Here is a 14,556-nt window from a genome sequence, read left to right on the forward strand (position 1 = left end):
AATGGCTCTTTTCTTATGCTTTATTTTCTATTTCTAAAAACTCTAGTATATTCTCACTAGCTTGTTTAACACCTTCCCACCAGCTTAGAGTGTCTTTGTCATAATCCTCTTTTGCTTTTAATTCTTTTATGCTTTTCTTTGCTTGTTTAATTTGACTTGTTGCAACTGATATAGCTAATTCCATTAAATACACCCCCTAAGATAAAACTTTAATCTCGTAATCACCATATTGAGTATCCTCTGTTATTAAAGCTTGATACTCCATACATCCTCTTTCTTTGTCGTAGTAAGCTAAATTTAGCTCATTTTCTGTTGCTACTACTACAATGCAATCAATTTCAAAATTAAGTCTTTTACAATTTACCTTTACTGCATTTCCTACTTCAACTTTCTTTAAATCGAATTTATTCATAATTACCCCCCTTTTTAATTTAATATTTCAATATAATATTCATTGTCTATTGCATCCTTTATTGTTAAAACTGTTTCTACTATTTTCTTTGTTTTTTTATTAAAATAAATTATTGTTAATTTAAACTTACTTGCTTGCGTTACTATGCAATCACTTTCAAAATTAAATTTCTTGCATGTCACTTTTATTGCTTTACCACTTTTAAGAACTTCTGTAGGAAATTTTACTTTAAGTATTTTCATATCACTATCCCCTTATTGTATTTTTTAAGACCCTCAAAACTTGCTTTTATTTGCTTATCTTTACAGAACTGCATATAAACTATTAGTACTTTTACACTCAACTAAATCACTCCCATTCTTTTTTATATAGTTACTTTAGGAAACATATCTTTAGCTACTCTCATAGCATTTTTAGTTAATTGTCTTTGCCATGCCACTTCTCTTGGTGACCATACAAATCCATGTTTTTTAAGTCTAGTTCTTAACTCCAAATTTGGTTTTTCATCAAAGAATACTTGCAATCTATCAATGTCATAATTGACAAATACCTCTCCACCATTAAAATTAAACCCTTCTAATTTTCTTAACTCTTTATGTTCTTTTACTTCTTCAAGCCTTTTTTTAATATCTCTTATTCTTTTATTGTTATTCGTTAATTTGAAAGCTTCATAGAGCTGTTCTTTTTTATCTTTTCTAGCTTTTTTATTTGCTTCTTTCATGTCTTTTTGTAAATTTTCAAAATAAAACAATTTAGCTTCCAATTTTTCTATTGCATATATATCACTTGTTTCTATTGCCTTTCCATATTCAAAACTTCCAGTTCGATATGCTTCTAAAATTTTTTCTATAGGTGTCATTTTTTCTAAATTCTTCTTTGTATTTTCAATAAATCTTTTTATAACCTCAGAGTGCTCAAAATTACGTTTCATTATCATATCAATTTGTTTATCAGCTTTTTCATAGTTATATCTAGCTGGTCCTGCAACTGTAACAGGTACAAAATTTGCTCTTCTATTTAACTTTTCGTTGTAGATTTTTTCTATTAATCCTTTAAAACCTGCTTTTCTTAACTGTATGTACTCTAATTGTTCTTTTGTATATTCATCATTGCAATTAAAATTACAATCAAAACTTTCAAAAGCTATCTTTGCATCCTTTGCAATGCAATTTCCAGCTTCAAAATGACTCAACTCATTACATCTTCTTATATTATCCTTATTCAAGTTTAACTCCACTACTTCTCTATCTATACAATTTACACATTCCATTTTTTATGCCCCCCTTTTTGTTTTATAACAATATCTTTCTTTAAAATAAGTCACTGATACCCTGCCAGAAAAAGTTCTCCAGCCCTCTTTTTCTAATTCTTTATTTAATTCTCCAATTATTTTATAAGCGGTTGCTTCGCATACATCTAAAATTTTAGCTATATCTTTTGCCCTATAAAACAATTGTTCTTTAGCTACTGCTTTTGCCATTTAAAACACCTACTTTCAAAATATTCTGTATTTAAATTTTAAAGTTCTAACCTAACATTGATAGCTGTTCTTCTTGTTCCTTCAATAATCTTTTTAAAATATACTCTTGACCTTTTCCTGTAACTCTAGTTGTTTTAAAAGTAAATGTGCCAGCTGAGTTCTCCTTAACACCTTCTATGGTTTCTAAATAATCTCTATCTATTGCAACTTGCTTTGGTTCAGTAGAATTCTTAAATACTAAATCCCATTCTCTTAATTTCTCGTATAATCTTTTCTCTCCAATAACTATCCCTTTGCTTTTAGAAATGATTTTTGCTACCTCTCTTACAAGTAAACTATTTTTCGATGATGCTATTTGATTGATAAATTTACTTTTTTCCTGCAACTCTTTATTTTTTTGCTCTATTGTTTTATTTGCTACAATTAATGCTCTAGCCATAACTTTTTCGGGACTATTCCAATCCTTTTCTATCTTAATAAAATATTGTCTTGCTTGTTTACCTTTTTCATTACGCTGTATCATAGCTATTTCTTTTGCCATATCTAACTTAATCGCATGATTTTCACTTGGTCGTCCTCCAGTACTTTCTTCCAAAATTGGAATAAAGTCTTCGTTTATTGTAAATCCATATTCACACATTCTTTTAAACCAAGTTGTATAATTGGAATTCACCTCTAAAAATTCATGTAATTCTCTAGCATTTACTATTGGTTCTTGATTTTCATTTATTTCAACATTTATAAGCTCATTCATGACTATCTTCCTCTCTATATTTTTAGTGTTATTCAATATTACTTGCTTTAGTTGCAAACTTTAAACCTAGTACAGCTTCATGTAAATCATCTATACTTTCCATTCCGATATTCCAAACTTCTTCTTCATCTTTGTCTATCACATCATCTTCAACTACTCTTATAAAATCATCTTCTAACTTTAGGTAATTCCTTATCGCTATGTATAGTTTTAGAGCTGCATTAGAAATTGTTTTAAGTTTTACATTTGGTAAATCAATTAATTCATTCCCTGTACTAGATTTTAAGTGCTGGTATCCTAGAAATTGATTATTATAAATTTCTGTCATTTTCGAAACTACTGTAGTTGGTGGCATTCTTTTATCGTTCTCATATGCTCTTAAACTCTCTACTGATATATCTAGTAGTTCAGATGCCTTTTCTTGTGTAAGACCAGTATTTTCTCTTGCTTTTTGGTAGATATTTTGGTATTGATATGACATTCAGTTTTCCTCCATTTCATCCTATAATTAGTTTATAATTAAAAATACTTAATTGTTGTGATATTCAGTTACTCTTAGATATTGTGTTTACTGATTATGATTTTACTTTTGGTTTCATATCGCAACATTTTTTCCGAAAAAAATTTCATCTGGAAAAGCATCTTCTAACGAGACATTTAATGCCTTTGATATATTTATTGCTACTGTTACACTTGGATTTCTTCTTCCAGATTCAATTAATGAATAGGAAGACCTACTTATTTTTGCGTTTTCAGCTACATTTTTTTGTGTTATTCCAAGTTTGTGTCTTAATTCATATAATTTATATCTTTTTATGTTATTCATTTTTCCACCTCGTTTCATTATGTAACATCTTATATTTACATTATAGTGTTACAATTTGTAACTGTCAAGAGTTTTTTTAAATTTTAGTTACATATCGTTACCAAAATTGAAATGTTACATTTTGTAGAGTATAATAAACTAAAAGGAGGTGCATTATGTTAGGAGAAAAAATCAAAAGCCTTAGAATAGAGAAAAAGATGACTCAAGAAGAATTTGCTGAAAATTTATGTATTTCCAGGCCAGCTTTATCTTTATATGAATCAAATAAAAGAAAACCTGATTTTGAGGTTCTAAAAAAAATCGCTGAACATTTTAATGTTTCTATAGATTTTTTGCTTGATAATAACATAAAGGACAACAAATTAGCGAAAGCTAATCACTCTGATGAAGATAATCTAGTTTCTAAAAGAGATTTAAAAAAAGATTCAACATATCCAAATGAGATAGATGAAGAAGTAGAAGCATTAGTCGATATGATATACGAATTAGATAAAGAAGATAGAGAAACTGTTACAAAAATACTTGATGCTCTAATTAATAAACATAAATAAATAAAAAACATTGACATAGTCAGTCAATGTTTTTTATTTAAATAACTGTCATTTTGACCACATAATATTATTAGGCTTTTTCATATATAACATGAACTCTATTATTTTTATTATAACTAATAAAAATATGTATACTCATTTTTCTTTTAATTTTATATAAAAAGATATTACTATTTTCATAAAACTTTCATAGTCATATTTATATTCTTTTTTTAATTTTTTTATAGTAGAAACCATTTTTTCTCTTTCATCTTGCATATTACCATCCCCCTTGTTTTATTATAAATAACTTAACTAAATTTTTTTCTGAATATTCAGTTTTTTATATATAGTTTTGCTTTACCATATATTCTGCATGTATAAAACTATGAAAACTTGGTAATTATTGTATCTTTCTATTTTTGTGTATATCAATAATCTTTGAAATTTTAATCCTTTTTATTAAAGTTCTTAGTATACTAATCTTTCTTAATTAAATATTAACACATAAATCGACTAGAAAAATATCCGTACGAGGAATATTTCCGATACTATTTTACAATATTTACCATATTTTTTTTGCCTATTACTATTGAAAATAACCATTATTACTACTACAATTTAATCTTGTATGAATATGTCATTATCATTAAAACAATATCGAAGGAAGAGACAGCTTACACAAGAAGAATTAAGCAAGTTGACTGGAATCAGTCAAAGTTATATTTCAAGACTAGAAAAAGATGAATTTATTCATAGTATTTCTTCTACAAAAATAATTCTGTTATCTGATGCTTTAGAAATAGATACGCTTGAGCTAGCAGAATACTTTTTTGACAAAGAGAGAAAACATTTGAATAATATGAAAAAAGGAATTGATAAATAATCAATTCTTTTTTCATATTTAAAGATTTATTATTAAGCAACCTTGTAATATAATTGTAGTTATAAAGCTATTAGAGAGGATTATATTAGAAACGTGGAAAAAAGTATACTGAGTTAAAACCTGAATATGAAAGTTTGAAAAAGAATTATTAAATGTATAAAAATACTAATATTAAATAGTTAAAGAGGTGACGCAAATGCCTGCTTATAAAGATGAAGAAAGAAAAACTTGGTTTGTTAGCTTCTATTTTACAGACTTCAATGGAGATAAGAAAAAGAAAACTAAGCGAGGTTTTAAAACCAAAAAAGAAGCTTTAGAATTTGAAAGAGAATTTTTAAATCAAAAGCAAATGAGTACAGATATGACATTTAAAAGCCTTACAGAAGAATATTTGGCAGATATGGAAACAAGATTAAAACCCTCAACTATGAATGGTAAGAAACATATAATAGAATTGAAGCTTATTCCATTTTTCGGCAAGTTAAAGATAAATGAAATTACTGGTATACATGTTCGGAAATGGCAGAATGAATTATTGAAAAGTGATTATAGCCAAACATATATTAAAACAATACATAGCCAGCTCGTTGCAATTTTAAACTATGCAGTAAAATACTATAATTTAGACAAAAACCACGCAAGCATAGTGGGTAGTATAGGTAAAAAAAGTGCAGAGGAAATGAACTTTTGGACTTTAGAGGAATTTAAGAACTTTATTAAATTTGAAAATAAAGATGATGCAAACATAGCTTTTAAAATCTTATTTTGGAGTGGAATAAGATTAGGAGAACTACTAGCCATTACTCCTCAAGATGTTTCTGAAACAGAGCTAAATATTAATAAAAGTTATATAAAATTAAAAGGAGAGGATATTATTTCATCTCCAAAAACCGCTAAGAGTAAACGTGTTGTTACTATTCCGTTTTTTTTATATAATGAAATTAAGGATTATATTTCTAAATTATATGATTTAAGAGAAAATGAAAGAATATTTAAATTTTCAAGAGCTTATTTAAATTTAGAGCTGAAAAGATGTGCCGAATTAGCTTCTGTGAAAAAAATTAGAGTACATGATTTACGACATTCTCATGCTTCCTTACTTGTAAATATGGATATCAATATATTAACTATAGCTGAACACTTAGGGCATGAAAAAGTTGAGACAACATGGAATATATATTCTCATTTATACCCTAATAAACAGCTAGAAATAGCACAAAAACTTGAAATTTTAAACAAATAGTATCATAATAGTATCACAGATAAATTATAAAATCTACAATCGTTGTAATTGCAATAATTGTAGATTTTAATTAACAATTGCAGTTAAACTATTAAAAAGAATTAGAGTCAAAGCCAAAGTTGATATACCTATTTTTTTACTGAATTTTTTGAACTTTTTATTCATAATTCCTAATATTTCCCCCTTATTATAATTAATTATTTTTTTAATTTTTATAAATTTACCTCTTTACTTACAAATTATAGCATAATTTTATAATTAAATATCTATTCACCTAAAATTATTTAATATAAAAAAGCTGTATTTCTATTTATTAATTACTTGACTATTAATTAATAAATAGAAATACAGCTTAAAATGTTCGACTTTTTACCAAAGTTATTTAATCCGATTAATAAACTAAAAATTTGCACTCTACCAAATATAAGGTATAATACGATATTTTGTTTTTTGACAATATTCTTTATACCCATCAAGTTCAGCACTAAGCAACTTTTCTTCATCTAATATACGAAACACAACTATTATGCATAAAGGAATTACAGCAATCATTCCCCACCATGAATTCAGTGCTAGAGGTGTAAAAAGTATAATTAATATAGCACCTAGATACATAGGGTGTCGCACAACTGAATATGGTCCATCAGTAATTACTTTTTGATTACTCATAACAACTATAACTTTTGATGTAAAAGAATTGTAGCGAAAAACAAAGAATACAATTATAAATCCAATTAAAATAAGTACATCTGATATTATTGTCAAAATAATTGGAATACTAGACCAAGCAAAGCGGTTGTCTAGAGCTGGTACTCCTAGCAATCCAAATAAGAAAAGAAATCCAGCGATACTTTGACCAAGTATTTGTTGTGGACGTGTTTCCTTTGATTTGATGCGACGTTCAAGTAATACTGGGTCATTAATCATCAGGTAAATTGTAATTATACAAGTTGGAATACAAAAGGCAGTCAGAAATATCCATCCTTGCCAAAAATCAATTGTACCAGTTAAACCAAAAATTAAGCATGCTAAAACTAATATAAAAGCAATAACAGATACACTTGCTAAAATGTATAAAGATTTTATTTTTTCTTGCATTTAAAACCTCCAGCACAGCTTTTTTCTATAAAAGCAATAAACTATATGTAAGATAAATTAAGATAAATATAGAAAACAATTATAAGTTAATAAAAAATTAAGTTCCTTAGACTTTTAAATATATTATAAAATTATTTGCTACCATTGTTTGTTATTGTGGCAATTTGGTAGCAAATTTTATTTCTATCCCATTTTTTAGAATATACTTATATTAAAATATTTTTATTGCATAGTTTGATATTTTTCAATATTTATACAGCTTTTATCATCATCTTGCCACCATCAAATACATACTCAACCATATTATGTTCATATAAATATGTTATATAAGAACGTATTGTACTACCAACTAGAACGTATTGATTAGCATCTAATTTAACATTGTACACATCACACATTTTTTCAATGACTTCATCAATCATAATTGGTTCACAGCAAACCTTTTTAATATTAGATATTATTTCTTCCATCTTGTCTTTATTTACATCAATTAAATCTTGTATACTTGTAGTCTTGACAGAGTGACTTGGAACAAAAAAATCTGCATTAAGAGTTTTCATTTTTTCTAACGTTTTAAATTGTGAATCTATATCTAACAAAAAGAAGAAATGATATTTACTAATTATATTTTCTGGTGTAAGACTGTCTGCAACAAACAAAACATTATCTGGAGTTCTAACACCAATCATTTCAAAATAATGACCAGGAAGAGAAATCGCTTCAAGTTCTGTATCTAAAATTTTTCCATTTGAAGGTATAATATAATCAACTTCACTCTCTTTTGCTAATAAAAATTTATTTTTTAGTGCTTTACTTGGATACCCTCCATACAAAAATGCCGATTCTAATATTGGATTTTCTGTAAAGTATCCTTCTATTTTAGTTGTAGCAATCTTACATTTTGTTTGATTTTTCAAATATGCATTCCCTCCTATATGGTCTGCATTTGAATGAGTGTTTATTATTAATTTAGGATTTAAATTATGCTCCTCTAATAGTCTAAGAATTTGTCTAGCAGTATCTTTGTTATTTCCACTGTCAATTAAAATTGCATTATTTCCATCTACATATACACCTACTATTGTAGGAAGTGGAATATAATATGTATTTCCTTTTATCTTCTCTAAAGTCAGTTTAGCCATTTTATAACCTCCCTTTAAATTTATTTTTAATTATAGCATTAATTTTCAGAAAATTCCAATCAAATTATTTTTATAATATGTTTTTATTTTTTTTATTAAAAATTGGAAAAACTATATAATATATATTATAATCTATATATAAGGAGTGATGTTATTGAAAAAAGATAGAATAACTTTTTCAGAAATTTTAATATTAATTGTAGGCTGTATATTAATGGCAATTTCTCTTAACATGTTTTTTAATCCACATGCAATTGCTGCTGGTGGTATAACAGGTCTTGGAGTTGTTTTAAATTCATTATTTGGTGTACAACTTTGGATTGTCAATTTACTTTTAAATATACCTCTATTCATATTTGCTTACAGAATACTTTCAAAGAAAGATTGTTTTAAAACAGTCTTAGGAATAATTTTTCTTACTATAGCACTTAAAGTTACTGCAAATATGACTACACTAGATATTACAAATGATATGTATCTTGCAATTATATCTGGTTCTATTTTAATGGGAGTTGGTCAAGGCCTTATTTTTAGAATAAATGGCTCTACAGGTGGAACCGATTTGATGGCACTCCTATTGAATAAATATTTCCCTACACTTAGTATTCCTGTTTTGATGGGTATTGTTGACTGTGTTGTAGTAGTACTATCGGGAATAGTAAATAAGCAAGTTGAGATTGCACTTTATTCAACTGTGGCACTATACATTTTAGTAAAGATTAGTGACTTACTTATTGAAGGATTTAATTATTCAAAATCATTTACTATTATATCTGACCTGTCAAAAGATATAAGTAGAAGAATAATGGAAGATTTAGATAGAGGCGCAACTATTCTAAAAGGTGAAGGTGCTTATACTGGAGAAAATAAAAATGTGCTTTTAGTTGTAGTTGAAAAAAAAGAAGTTGTCGAACTAAAAAAATTAGTGAAAAGTGTCGACCCTAATGCGTTTATAATAATTACAGATATACATGAAGCTTTAGGAAATGGATTTAAAAAAATAGAATAATCACAAAAACAAACAGCAAGCATAAATTTCAAATATAAAAAACTTATATTTTTATATTTGAAAATTGTGCTTGCTGTTTTTCATACAATAAACAGTCAAAAAATACACTACTTAGATTTATTTTAAGATTTATCTCATTATTCTAAGTTCACATTATTTATTAGTTTAATATCTATAATTACATTATAATTATCTCCCAACTTTGTATAAATTCCTATGCATATAATCTTATCTGCAAACTAGAAGTTTTTATAATTATTATTCTCCATTATATCATTTATTGATTTTTTTAACAATTAAAGCAAATATAAACTTAAACACCTATGTAATTACTAACTATAAAGTGTTTTAAAATTACACAAGACCTATATTTATAGATTATAAGATATTTATATAAAAATGATTCATAAATATAGCCAAATTGCTCTAAATATGTATATAATAAAAATAATATGATGATTATATTTAACACTGTCAATAAAACTAAAAATATTAAAAGGAGAACTTAAAATGAGTGTTAATTTACAAAAAGGACAAAGAGTAAGTTTAGTAAAAGATGCTAATCCTGTAAAAAATTTAATTGTAGGATTAGGATGGGATATGAACAAATTAGGTAAAAAAAACTATGATTTAGATGCATTTGCAATAGCATTAACTAGTGAAGATAAAATGAAATCATCAAAAGATTTAGTTTATTTTGGACACCTTAAACATCCTTCTAAATCTATCATACATACTGGTGATAACTTAACTGGAAGAGGTGAAGGAGACGATGAACAAATAAATGTCAATTTATGTGATATACCTGAATATGTACATAAAATAGTTTTTGGAGTTTCTATATACAGAGCTAAAAAAAGAAATCAAGATTTTGGCCAGATGAATAATTCTTTTATAAGGCTAGTTGATTCAAATTCTAGACAAGAATTATTTAAATATAACCTTCAAGAAGACTTTTCTGGTAAAGTAACCGTTTTGGCTGGCGAAATTTATCGTAGAAATAACGAATGGAAATTTAATGCCCTAGGAATTGGTCAAAATGAAGAGCTTCATGAATTAACTGATATATATCGTTAATACTAACTATAACAAAAAAATTATAAAAGGAGTTGTTTTAAATGGGTATAACTTTAGCAAAAGGACAAAAAGTAAGTTTAACAAAAACTAACCCAGGTCTTAAGAAAGTAATGGTAGGATTAGGATGGGATACTAATAAATATGATGGTGGTTTTGATTTTGATTTAGATGCTTCTGCATTTTTAACTGGAGCTGATGGTAAGGTAACAAATGATGGGGATTTCATATTCTACAATAATTTAAAACATGCTTCTGGAGCAGTTGAATACATGGGAGATAATAGAACAGGAGTTGGAGATGGTGATGATGAGCAAATAAGCGTTGACTTATCTAAAATACCACAAAACATTGCAAAGATATCATTCACTGTTACTATAAATGAAGCTGTTACAAGAAGACAAAACTTTGGACAAGTTGAAAATTCATATATAAGAATTTATAATGAAGAAACTAGTGAAGAGCTTATCAAATATGAGTTAGGTGAAGATTTTAGTATAGAAACAGCAATAGTGGTTGCAGAGTTATATAAACATAATGAAGAATGGAAATTCAATGCCTTAGGTTCTGGTTTTGAAGATGGGCTTGCAGGATTATGTGGAAATTTTGGTGTTAATATAGGTTAATAAGTAGTTTAAAATAAAAAGGTAGCTACTATTTTAAGTGCTACCTTTCAATCTACTCCTCTTATTCTTGCTGACTTTTTATTCATTCTTCTAATGCTTCCATTTTATCGCCCTTAAATTATTCTTTCTCCTATAGTTTTGAAAGATAATAATAAATATATATCTTATTTCCTGAATATTATATGCTTCTCAATATAATGCATTGTAGTTAGAAACTCACTGAACCATACTTTAATACAAGCCAACTATCCCTATTGTAATTGTTATAGTGGTCTATTGTATTGGTTTGTTTCCATATTGCCTACCTTTCATATATTGGAAAATATAAATAATCTACTGTGTGCATTGTTCGGCTAAGCCAAACAAATACAACTCAATTTTCTCTCATTCTAATACCACCATAAAATATCTTATGTTTTAGGATGATAATTTTCATTCATTTTATTACAATTTATACTATAGTTTTATGTGCTTTGTTAATATTTGTAATATTTTAGACACTCTTTATACTTATGTTACTGATATACTTTGATTAAGAAAAGTAAATATAATATGAGTTGGTGATTATTTATGAAAGATATTTTAAAGAATTCTTTTCGTACTATACTAGGGTTTTGTATTGGTGCGTTAATATGTATATCTTATGAATTTATTTCTAAAAAAGAAATAAGCTTTTATACAATTAGACTATTTATTTTTTTACTTGCTGGAGTGCTTATAGGTACTCTAATACGTATAATATTTTTATATTTAAGACAAAACAGAAAGCATTAATAGAGTATATTATAAAGGAGATAATGATATATGGATTTTTGGAACAATACACTTTTAAGTATAGGAGTAATATTCTCAATAGGAACTACAATAAGATACTTAATTAAAGGTAAAGCTAATTATTGCAAGAAAAAATATTTAGATAAGTTAGAATTGAAATATGGAAATATAGACAGAGAAAAAGCTATTAAACTAGAACTATTTTTTAACTATTTAATAAGTTTAGAATACATAATAATGGGTTTATTAATAAAAAAATTTGATACTGCAATAATATCAGTGATATTAGTATCTATTATAACACTAGTATCTTATTATTTAGTTAGGAAGAAATATATAACTCTATAAGAACCACTAAGATTAATTAAATTAAAAAAAGAACTCCTGTTATTGAGTTCTTTAATACGCCTTTATTGGTATCCTAAATTCTTTTGTTTCCATGTTATCAGCTGATAATACTACTTCTATATAAGCTTCTTTTTTAAGCATAATACAATTTTTAAAATTAAATTGTTCTATTCTAAAATTTATTCCTTTATGAATTGTAGTATTATCTTTTGGGTGCCATCTAAGTTCTTTATTTATCTGTTCAAAATTGTTATTTTCTCCAATATCTACTTCCATATTAATAAATTTCAAACTTAATATGGGGCTTTTTGCAACAATAGTACTTTTATTTTCTATTACAAAATCAACTAAGTTATTACTATGAATTTCAGCATAAATATTAGCTTTATCATCTAACTTATTTGAATCAAGTCTAATATATCCATTACCATTCTCATAATAATCACCCGCCATATTATTCTCATTATTTCTTCTATATTTTAATATCAATTTGGCTTGTTTATTAGATTCCATAAAAGCCATAATTGATATAATTAAGGCTGCTATTGCTGCAAATGATGCAATTACAGAAATTATATTTACATAATTACCAAGAAATTCATTAAACTGATTGAGCATATCTTTTTCTCCTTAAAAACATTACTTTATCTTATTATAGTTGTATAATATTTTTTACATTTACTTTTAATTTATTACACAAACTTCTTATATAAAAAAAGACCATCTATCAAGATGATTCTCTAGACTAAGTATCTATGTTTTTGTTTATACTCTGTAACAGCATCATTTCATGCCTCTTGCTCTCTTATTCCCTTTTCTCTAGCAATTCTCTGTGCTATCTTTCTAACTAATTCAGCATTTTTTAATATTCCTATACTAACCACTTCCTTATCTCTATTTTATATTATACCATACAATAAGGAATAAAGCTAATTCCTATTAAGTTTTGTTGCTCGTTTCATAAGTTCAAAAACTTAATCCCCCTAACATCTTCTTTTAATTTATTATATAAAAAAGACCATCTATCAAGATGACCTTTTGACTTAATCTATTTTTTACCTTTACACCACTTCTTATTGGTATCATCTTTTATGTAAGTTCTAAATATTTCACAACAACCTAAACATAAATCAGAACATTTCTTTGAGACTTTAGAGAAAAATCTTGGATTATTTGCATACCATATTATTATATCTCTATGTTTTACTAATTTTCTATCTTCTAGTAAATTTAGGTTAAATAATAATTTAGGATTATTTTCTCTTAATTCCTGATTATTTACATCTGAAATATTACCTATTGATAAATTATCTTCAAATGATACAATTTTATTATGTGGTATTAACTTTAACTTCATTGCTTCTTTTAATAAATAACAGCATCCTCACACCCTGCCTAGTCAGTTCAATAAGCTAGAGTAATCTCTTAATTCTAGCCTAGTATATATTTAGTTTTGATAGTAAAATTCTTCATTTCCACAATATTATTATCTTACATAATTATCAATAAAAAATCTCAGGATAGTTTCTAAATAGTCTCATTTTCAAGCTTTTCATGAAAAAATGGGTAATTCAAATTCCTTTATTTTGAGATATAACATATTAATAATCTTACTATTGATAACTGAATTATTTAATAATCTTATTTTTTCTACTTCTATAGTTCATAGCATTTTGATTTCTTTACTTAAATTTTCATCCATAATCCATATCTCCTTTTCCTTTTGAATAATTTATTTCAATTTATTTACAGTTCTGCAAAATTGATTGCTATTATTAACAACTCATATTACTCTAGAGTTATACTAATTTATGAGGTAATTATTTATGGACTATTATCCTATGTTAAAGTATTTAATAACTTTTTTAATTGCGATTTTTGTTTTCATTCTGATAAATTCCATTTGTCAAAAGATAGAAAAAAGTTTCAAATTAAATGGATTTAAAAAGTTTCTTTTTTATTTATTTACATATTTCATTGGTTATTCAATTATTAGGTATTTAGATTATTTTTTTACAATTTATAGTTAATATTAGGAGAATAAATTTATGACTGTCTTTTCTTATTTGCAAGAATCAAACACATTTATCATTCTGTCTATAATTTTAGGAATACTTATGACAATCAATGATAATAAAAAACAACTATTAAAATTTAAAATACTGAATTATTGTTTTTTTATATGTATGAGTATCTCTTATATTTTTTCTTTTTTAGTCTTTTTTAAAGACTTTAGTTCAAACATATTAGAAATTATTGCTCATATTTTGTCTATAATACTATTAATCGCTTGTAATAGAGTTTCGACTAAAAATACTTTAAATACTAGTCTTTACACTTTACTAGCATTTTGG

Annotated in this window: 18 protein-coding genes and 1 pseudogene; 7 read left to right on the forward strand and 12 right to left on the reverse strand. The window is 26.0% G+C overall.

From position 1 onward, the window contains the following. Positions 1-13: 13 nt before the first annotated feature. The 8 genes from JJC01_10825 to JJC01_10860 form a co-directional block, all read right to left on the reverse strand. Entirely contained in the window at positions 14-184 is a 171-nt protein-coding gene (locus JJC01_10825; GenBank protein UDN56689.1) for a hypothetical protein, read from the reverse strand. A 12-nt stretch (positions 185-196) separates the two neighbouring features. Further along, a complete protein-coding gene (locus JJC01_10830; GenBank protein ID UDN56690.1) occupies positions 197-412 on the reverse strand; it encodes a hypothetical protein in 216 nt (71 codons plus the stop codon). Positions 413-426: 14 nt separating this feature from the next. Continuing rightward, positions 427-654 (reverse strand): hypothetical protein, encoded by a 228-nt coding sequence (locus tag JJC01_10835; protein UDN56691.1) that lies wholly within the window; start codon positions 652-654, stop codon positions 427-429. Between the two features lie 122 nt (positions 655-776). After that, the gene (locus tag JJC01_10840; protein UDN56692.1) at positions 777-1,682 is read right to left on the reverse strand and encodes a hypothetical protein; all 906 of its coding nucleotides are present in this window, start codon (positions 1,680-1,682) and stop codon (positions 777-779) included. 3 nt (positions 1,683-1,685) lie between these two features. Beyond that, complete coding sequence (locus JJC01_10845) at positions 1,686-1,892, reverse strand: hypothetical protein (protein ID UDN56693.1); 207 nt, start codon at positions 1,890-1,892, stop codon at positions 1,686-1,688. Positions 1,893-1,938: 46 nt separating this feature from the next. Then, complete coding sequence (locus JJC01_10850; protein ID UDN56694.1) at positions 1,939-2,646, reverse strand: antA/AntB antirepressor family protein; 708 nt, start codon at positions 2,644-2,646, stop codon at positions 1,939-1,941. A gap of 28 nt (positions 2,647-2,674) precedes the next feature. After that, entirely contained in the window at positions 2,675-3,127 is a 453-nt protein-coding gene (locus JJC01_10855; protein ID UDN56695.1) for a helix-turn-helix transcriptional regulator, read from the reverse strand. A gap of 114 nt (positions 3,128-3,241) precedes the next feature. Continuing rightward, positions 3,242-3,463, reverse strand: a complete 222-nt coding sequence (locus tag JJC01_10860) for a helix-turn-helix transcriptional regulator (protein UDN60161.1) — start codon at positions 3,461-3,463, stop codon at positions 3,242-3,244. Positions 3,464-3,627: 164 nt separating this feature from the next. Here JJC01_10860 and JJC01_10865 point away from each other — a divergent pair, with 164 nt between their 5' ends. From JJC01_10865 to JJC01_10875, 3 genes are all read left to right on the forward strand, one after another. Beyond that, a complete protein-coding gene (locus JJC01_10865) occupies positions 3,628-4,023 on the forward strand; it encodes a helix-turn-helix transcriptional regulator (protein UDN56696.1) in 396 nt (131 codons plus the stop codon). Between the two features lie 616 nt (positions 4,024-4,639). After that, positions 4,640-4,888, forward strand: a complete 249-nt coding sequence (locus tag JJC01_10870; GenBank protein UDN60162.1) for a helix-turn-helix transcriptional regulator — start codon at positions 4,640-4,642, stop codon at positions 4,886-4,888. A 196-nt stretch (positions 4,889-5,084) separates the two neighbouring features. Further along, positions 5,085-6,131, forward strand: coding sequence for a site-specific integrase (locus tag JJC01_10875; GenBank protein ID UDN56697.1), 1,047 nt, complete (start codon positions 5,085-5,087; stop codon positions 6,129-6,131). A gap of 414 nt (positions 6,132-6,545) precedes the next feature. Here the strand turns inward: JJC01_10875 and JJC01_10880 are convergent, their stop codons facing one another. Further along, positions 6,546-7,229 carry an isoprenylcysteine carboxylmethyltransferase family protein gene (locus JJC01_10880; GenBank protein ID UDN56698.1) on the reverse strand — a complete coding sequence of 228 codons (684 nt, stop codon included), beginning with the start codon at positions 7,227-7,229 and terminating at the stop codon, positions 6,546-6,548. Between the two features lie 251 nt (positions 7,230-7,480). Beyond that, positions 7,481-8,371, reverse strand: coding sequence for an MBL fold metallo-hydrolase (locus JJC01_10885; protein ID UDN56699.1), 891 nt, complete (start codon positions 8,369-8,371; stop codon positions 7,481-7,483). Positions 8,372-8,519: 148 nt separating this feature from the next. Between JJC01_10885 and JJC01_10890 the strand changes: the two genes are divergently transcribed. From JJC01_10890 to JJC01_10905, 4 genes are all read left to right on the forward strand, one after another. After that, entirely contained in the window at positions 8,520-9,380 is an 861-nt protein-coding gene (locus tag JJC01_10890) for a YitT family protein (protein ID UDN56700.1), read from the forward strand. A 510-nt stretch (positions 9,381-9,890) separates the two neighbouring features. Next, positions 9,891-10,457, forward strand: coding sequence for a TerD family protein (locus tag JJC01_10895; protein UDN56701.1), 567 nt, complete (start codon positions 9,891-9,893; stop codon positions 10,455-10,457). A 41-nt stretch (positions 10,458-10,498) separates the two neighbouring features. After that, complete coding sequence (locus JJC01_10900; protein UDN56702.1) at positions 10,499-11,080, forward strand: TerD family protein; 582 nt, start codon at positions 10,499-10,501, stop codon at positions 11,078-11,080. Between the two features lie 804 nt (positions 11,081-11,884). Beyond that, complete coding sequence (locus JJC01_10905) at positions 11,885-12,202, forward strand: hypothetical protein (GenBank protein UDN56703.1); 318 nt, start codon at positions 11,885-11,887, stop codon at positions 12,200-12,202. 51 nt (positions 12,203-12,253) lie between these two features. On the opposite strand, the gene JJC01_10910 is transcribed toward JJC01_10905, so the two are convergent. Together JJC01_10910 and JJC01_10915 are read right to left on the reverse strand one after the other, a co-directional pair. Continuing rightward, positions 12,254-12,820, reverse strand: coding sequence for a hypothetical protein (locus JJC01_10910; GenBank protein ID UDN56704.1), 567 nt, complete (start codon positions 12,818-12,820; stop codon positions 12,254-12,256). A gap of 544 nt (positions 12,821-13,364) precedes the next feature. Then, positions 13,365-13,559, reverse strand: a pseudogene (locus tag JJC01_10915) (DUF1835 domain-containing protein). Positions 13,560-14,556 lie beyond the last annotated feature (997 nt).

Source organism: Clostridioides sp. ES-S-0010-02 (genome assembly GCA_020641055.1).
Taxonomy (GTDB): domain Bacteria; phylum Bacillota; class Clostridia; order Peptostreptococcales; family Peptostreptococcaceae; genus Clostridioides.

Bases quoted from the DNA above. Each gene is read 5' to 3' on its own strand.
- JJC01_10825 (UDN56689.1), bottom strand. From the start codon at position 184: ATGGAATTAGCTATATCAGTTGCAACAAGTCAAATTAAACAAGCAAAG.
- JJC01_10830 (UDN56690.1), bottom strand. From the start codon at position 412: ATGAATAAATTCGATTTAAAGAAAGTTGAAGTAGGAAATGCAGTAAAG.
- JJC01_10835 (UDN56691.1), bottom strand. From the start codon at position 654: ATGAAAATACTTAAAGTAAAATTTCCTACAGAAGTTCTTAAAAGTGGT.
- JJC01_10840 (UDN56692.1), bottom strand. From the start codon at position 1,682: ATGGAATGTGTAAATTGTATAGATAGAGAAGTAGTGGAGTTAAACTTG.
- JJC01_10845 (UDN56693.1), bottom strand. From the start codon at position 1,892: ATGGCAAAAGCAGTAGCTAAAGAACAATTGTTTTATAGGGCAAAAGAT.
- JJC01_10850 (UDN56694.1), bottom strand. From the start codon at position 2,646: ATGAATGAGCTTATAAATGTTGAAATAAATGAAAATCAAGAACCAATA.
- JJC01_10855 (UDN56695.1), bottom strand. From the start codon at position 3,127: ATGTCATATCAATACCAAAATATCTACCAAAAAGCAAGAGAAAATACT.
- JJC01_10865 (UDN56696.1), top strand. From the start codon at position 3,628: ATGTTAGGAGAAAAAATCAAAAGCCTTAGAATAGAGAAAAAGATGACT.
- JJC01_10870 (UDN60162.1), top strand. From the start codon at position 4,640: ATGTCATTATCATTAAAACAATATCGAAGGAAGAGACAGCTTACACAA.
- JJC01_10875 (UDN56697.1), top strand. From the start codon at position 5,085: ATGCCTGCTTATAAAGATGAAGAAAGAAAAACTTGGTTTGTTAGCTTC.
- JJC01_10880 (UDN56698.1), bottom strand. From the start codon at position 7,229: ATGCAAGAAAAAATAAAATCTTTATACATTTTAGCAAGTGTATCTGTT.
- JJC01_10885 (UDN56699.1), bottom strand. From the start codon at position 8,371: ATGGCTAAACTGACTTTAGAGAAGATAAAAGGAAATACATATTATATT.
- JJC01_10890 (UDN56700.1), top strand. From the start codon at position 8,520: ATGTTATTGAAAAAAGATAGAATAACTTTTTCAGAAATTTTAATATTA.
- JJC01_10895 (UDN56701.1), top strand. From the start codon at position 9,891: ATGAGTGTTAATTTACAAAAAGGACAAAGAGTAAGTTTAGTAAAAGAT.
- JJC01_10900 (UDN56702.1), top strand. From the start codon at position 10,499: ATGGGTATAACTTTAGCAAAAGGACAAAAAGTAAGTTTAACAAAAACT.
- JJC01_10905 (UDN56703.1), top strand. From the start codon at position 11,885: ATGGATTTTTGGAACAATACACTTTTAAGTATAGGAGTAATATTCTCA.
- JJC01_10910 (UDN56704.1), bottom strand. From the start codon at position 12,820: ATGCTCAATCAGTTTAATGAATTTCTTGGTAATTATGTAAATATAATT.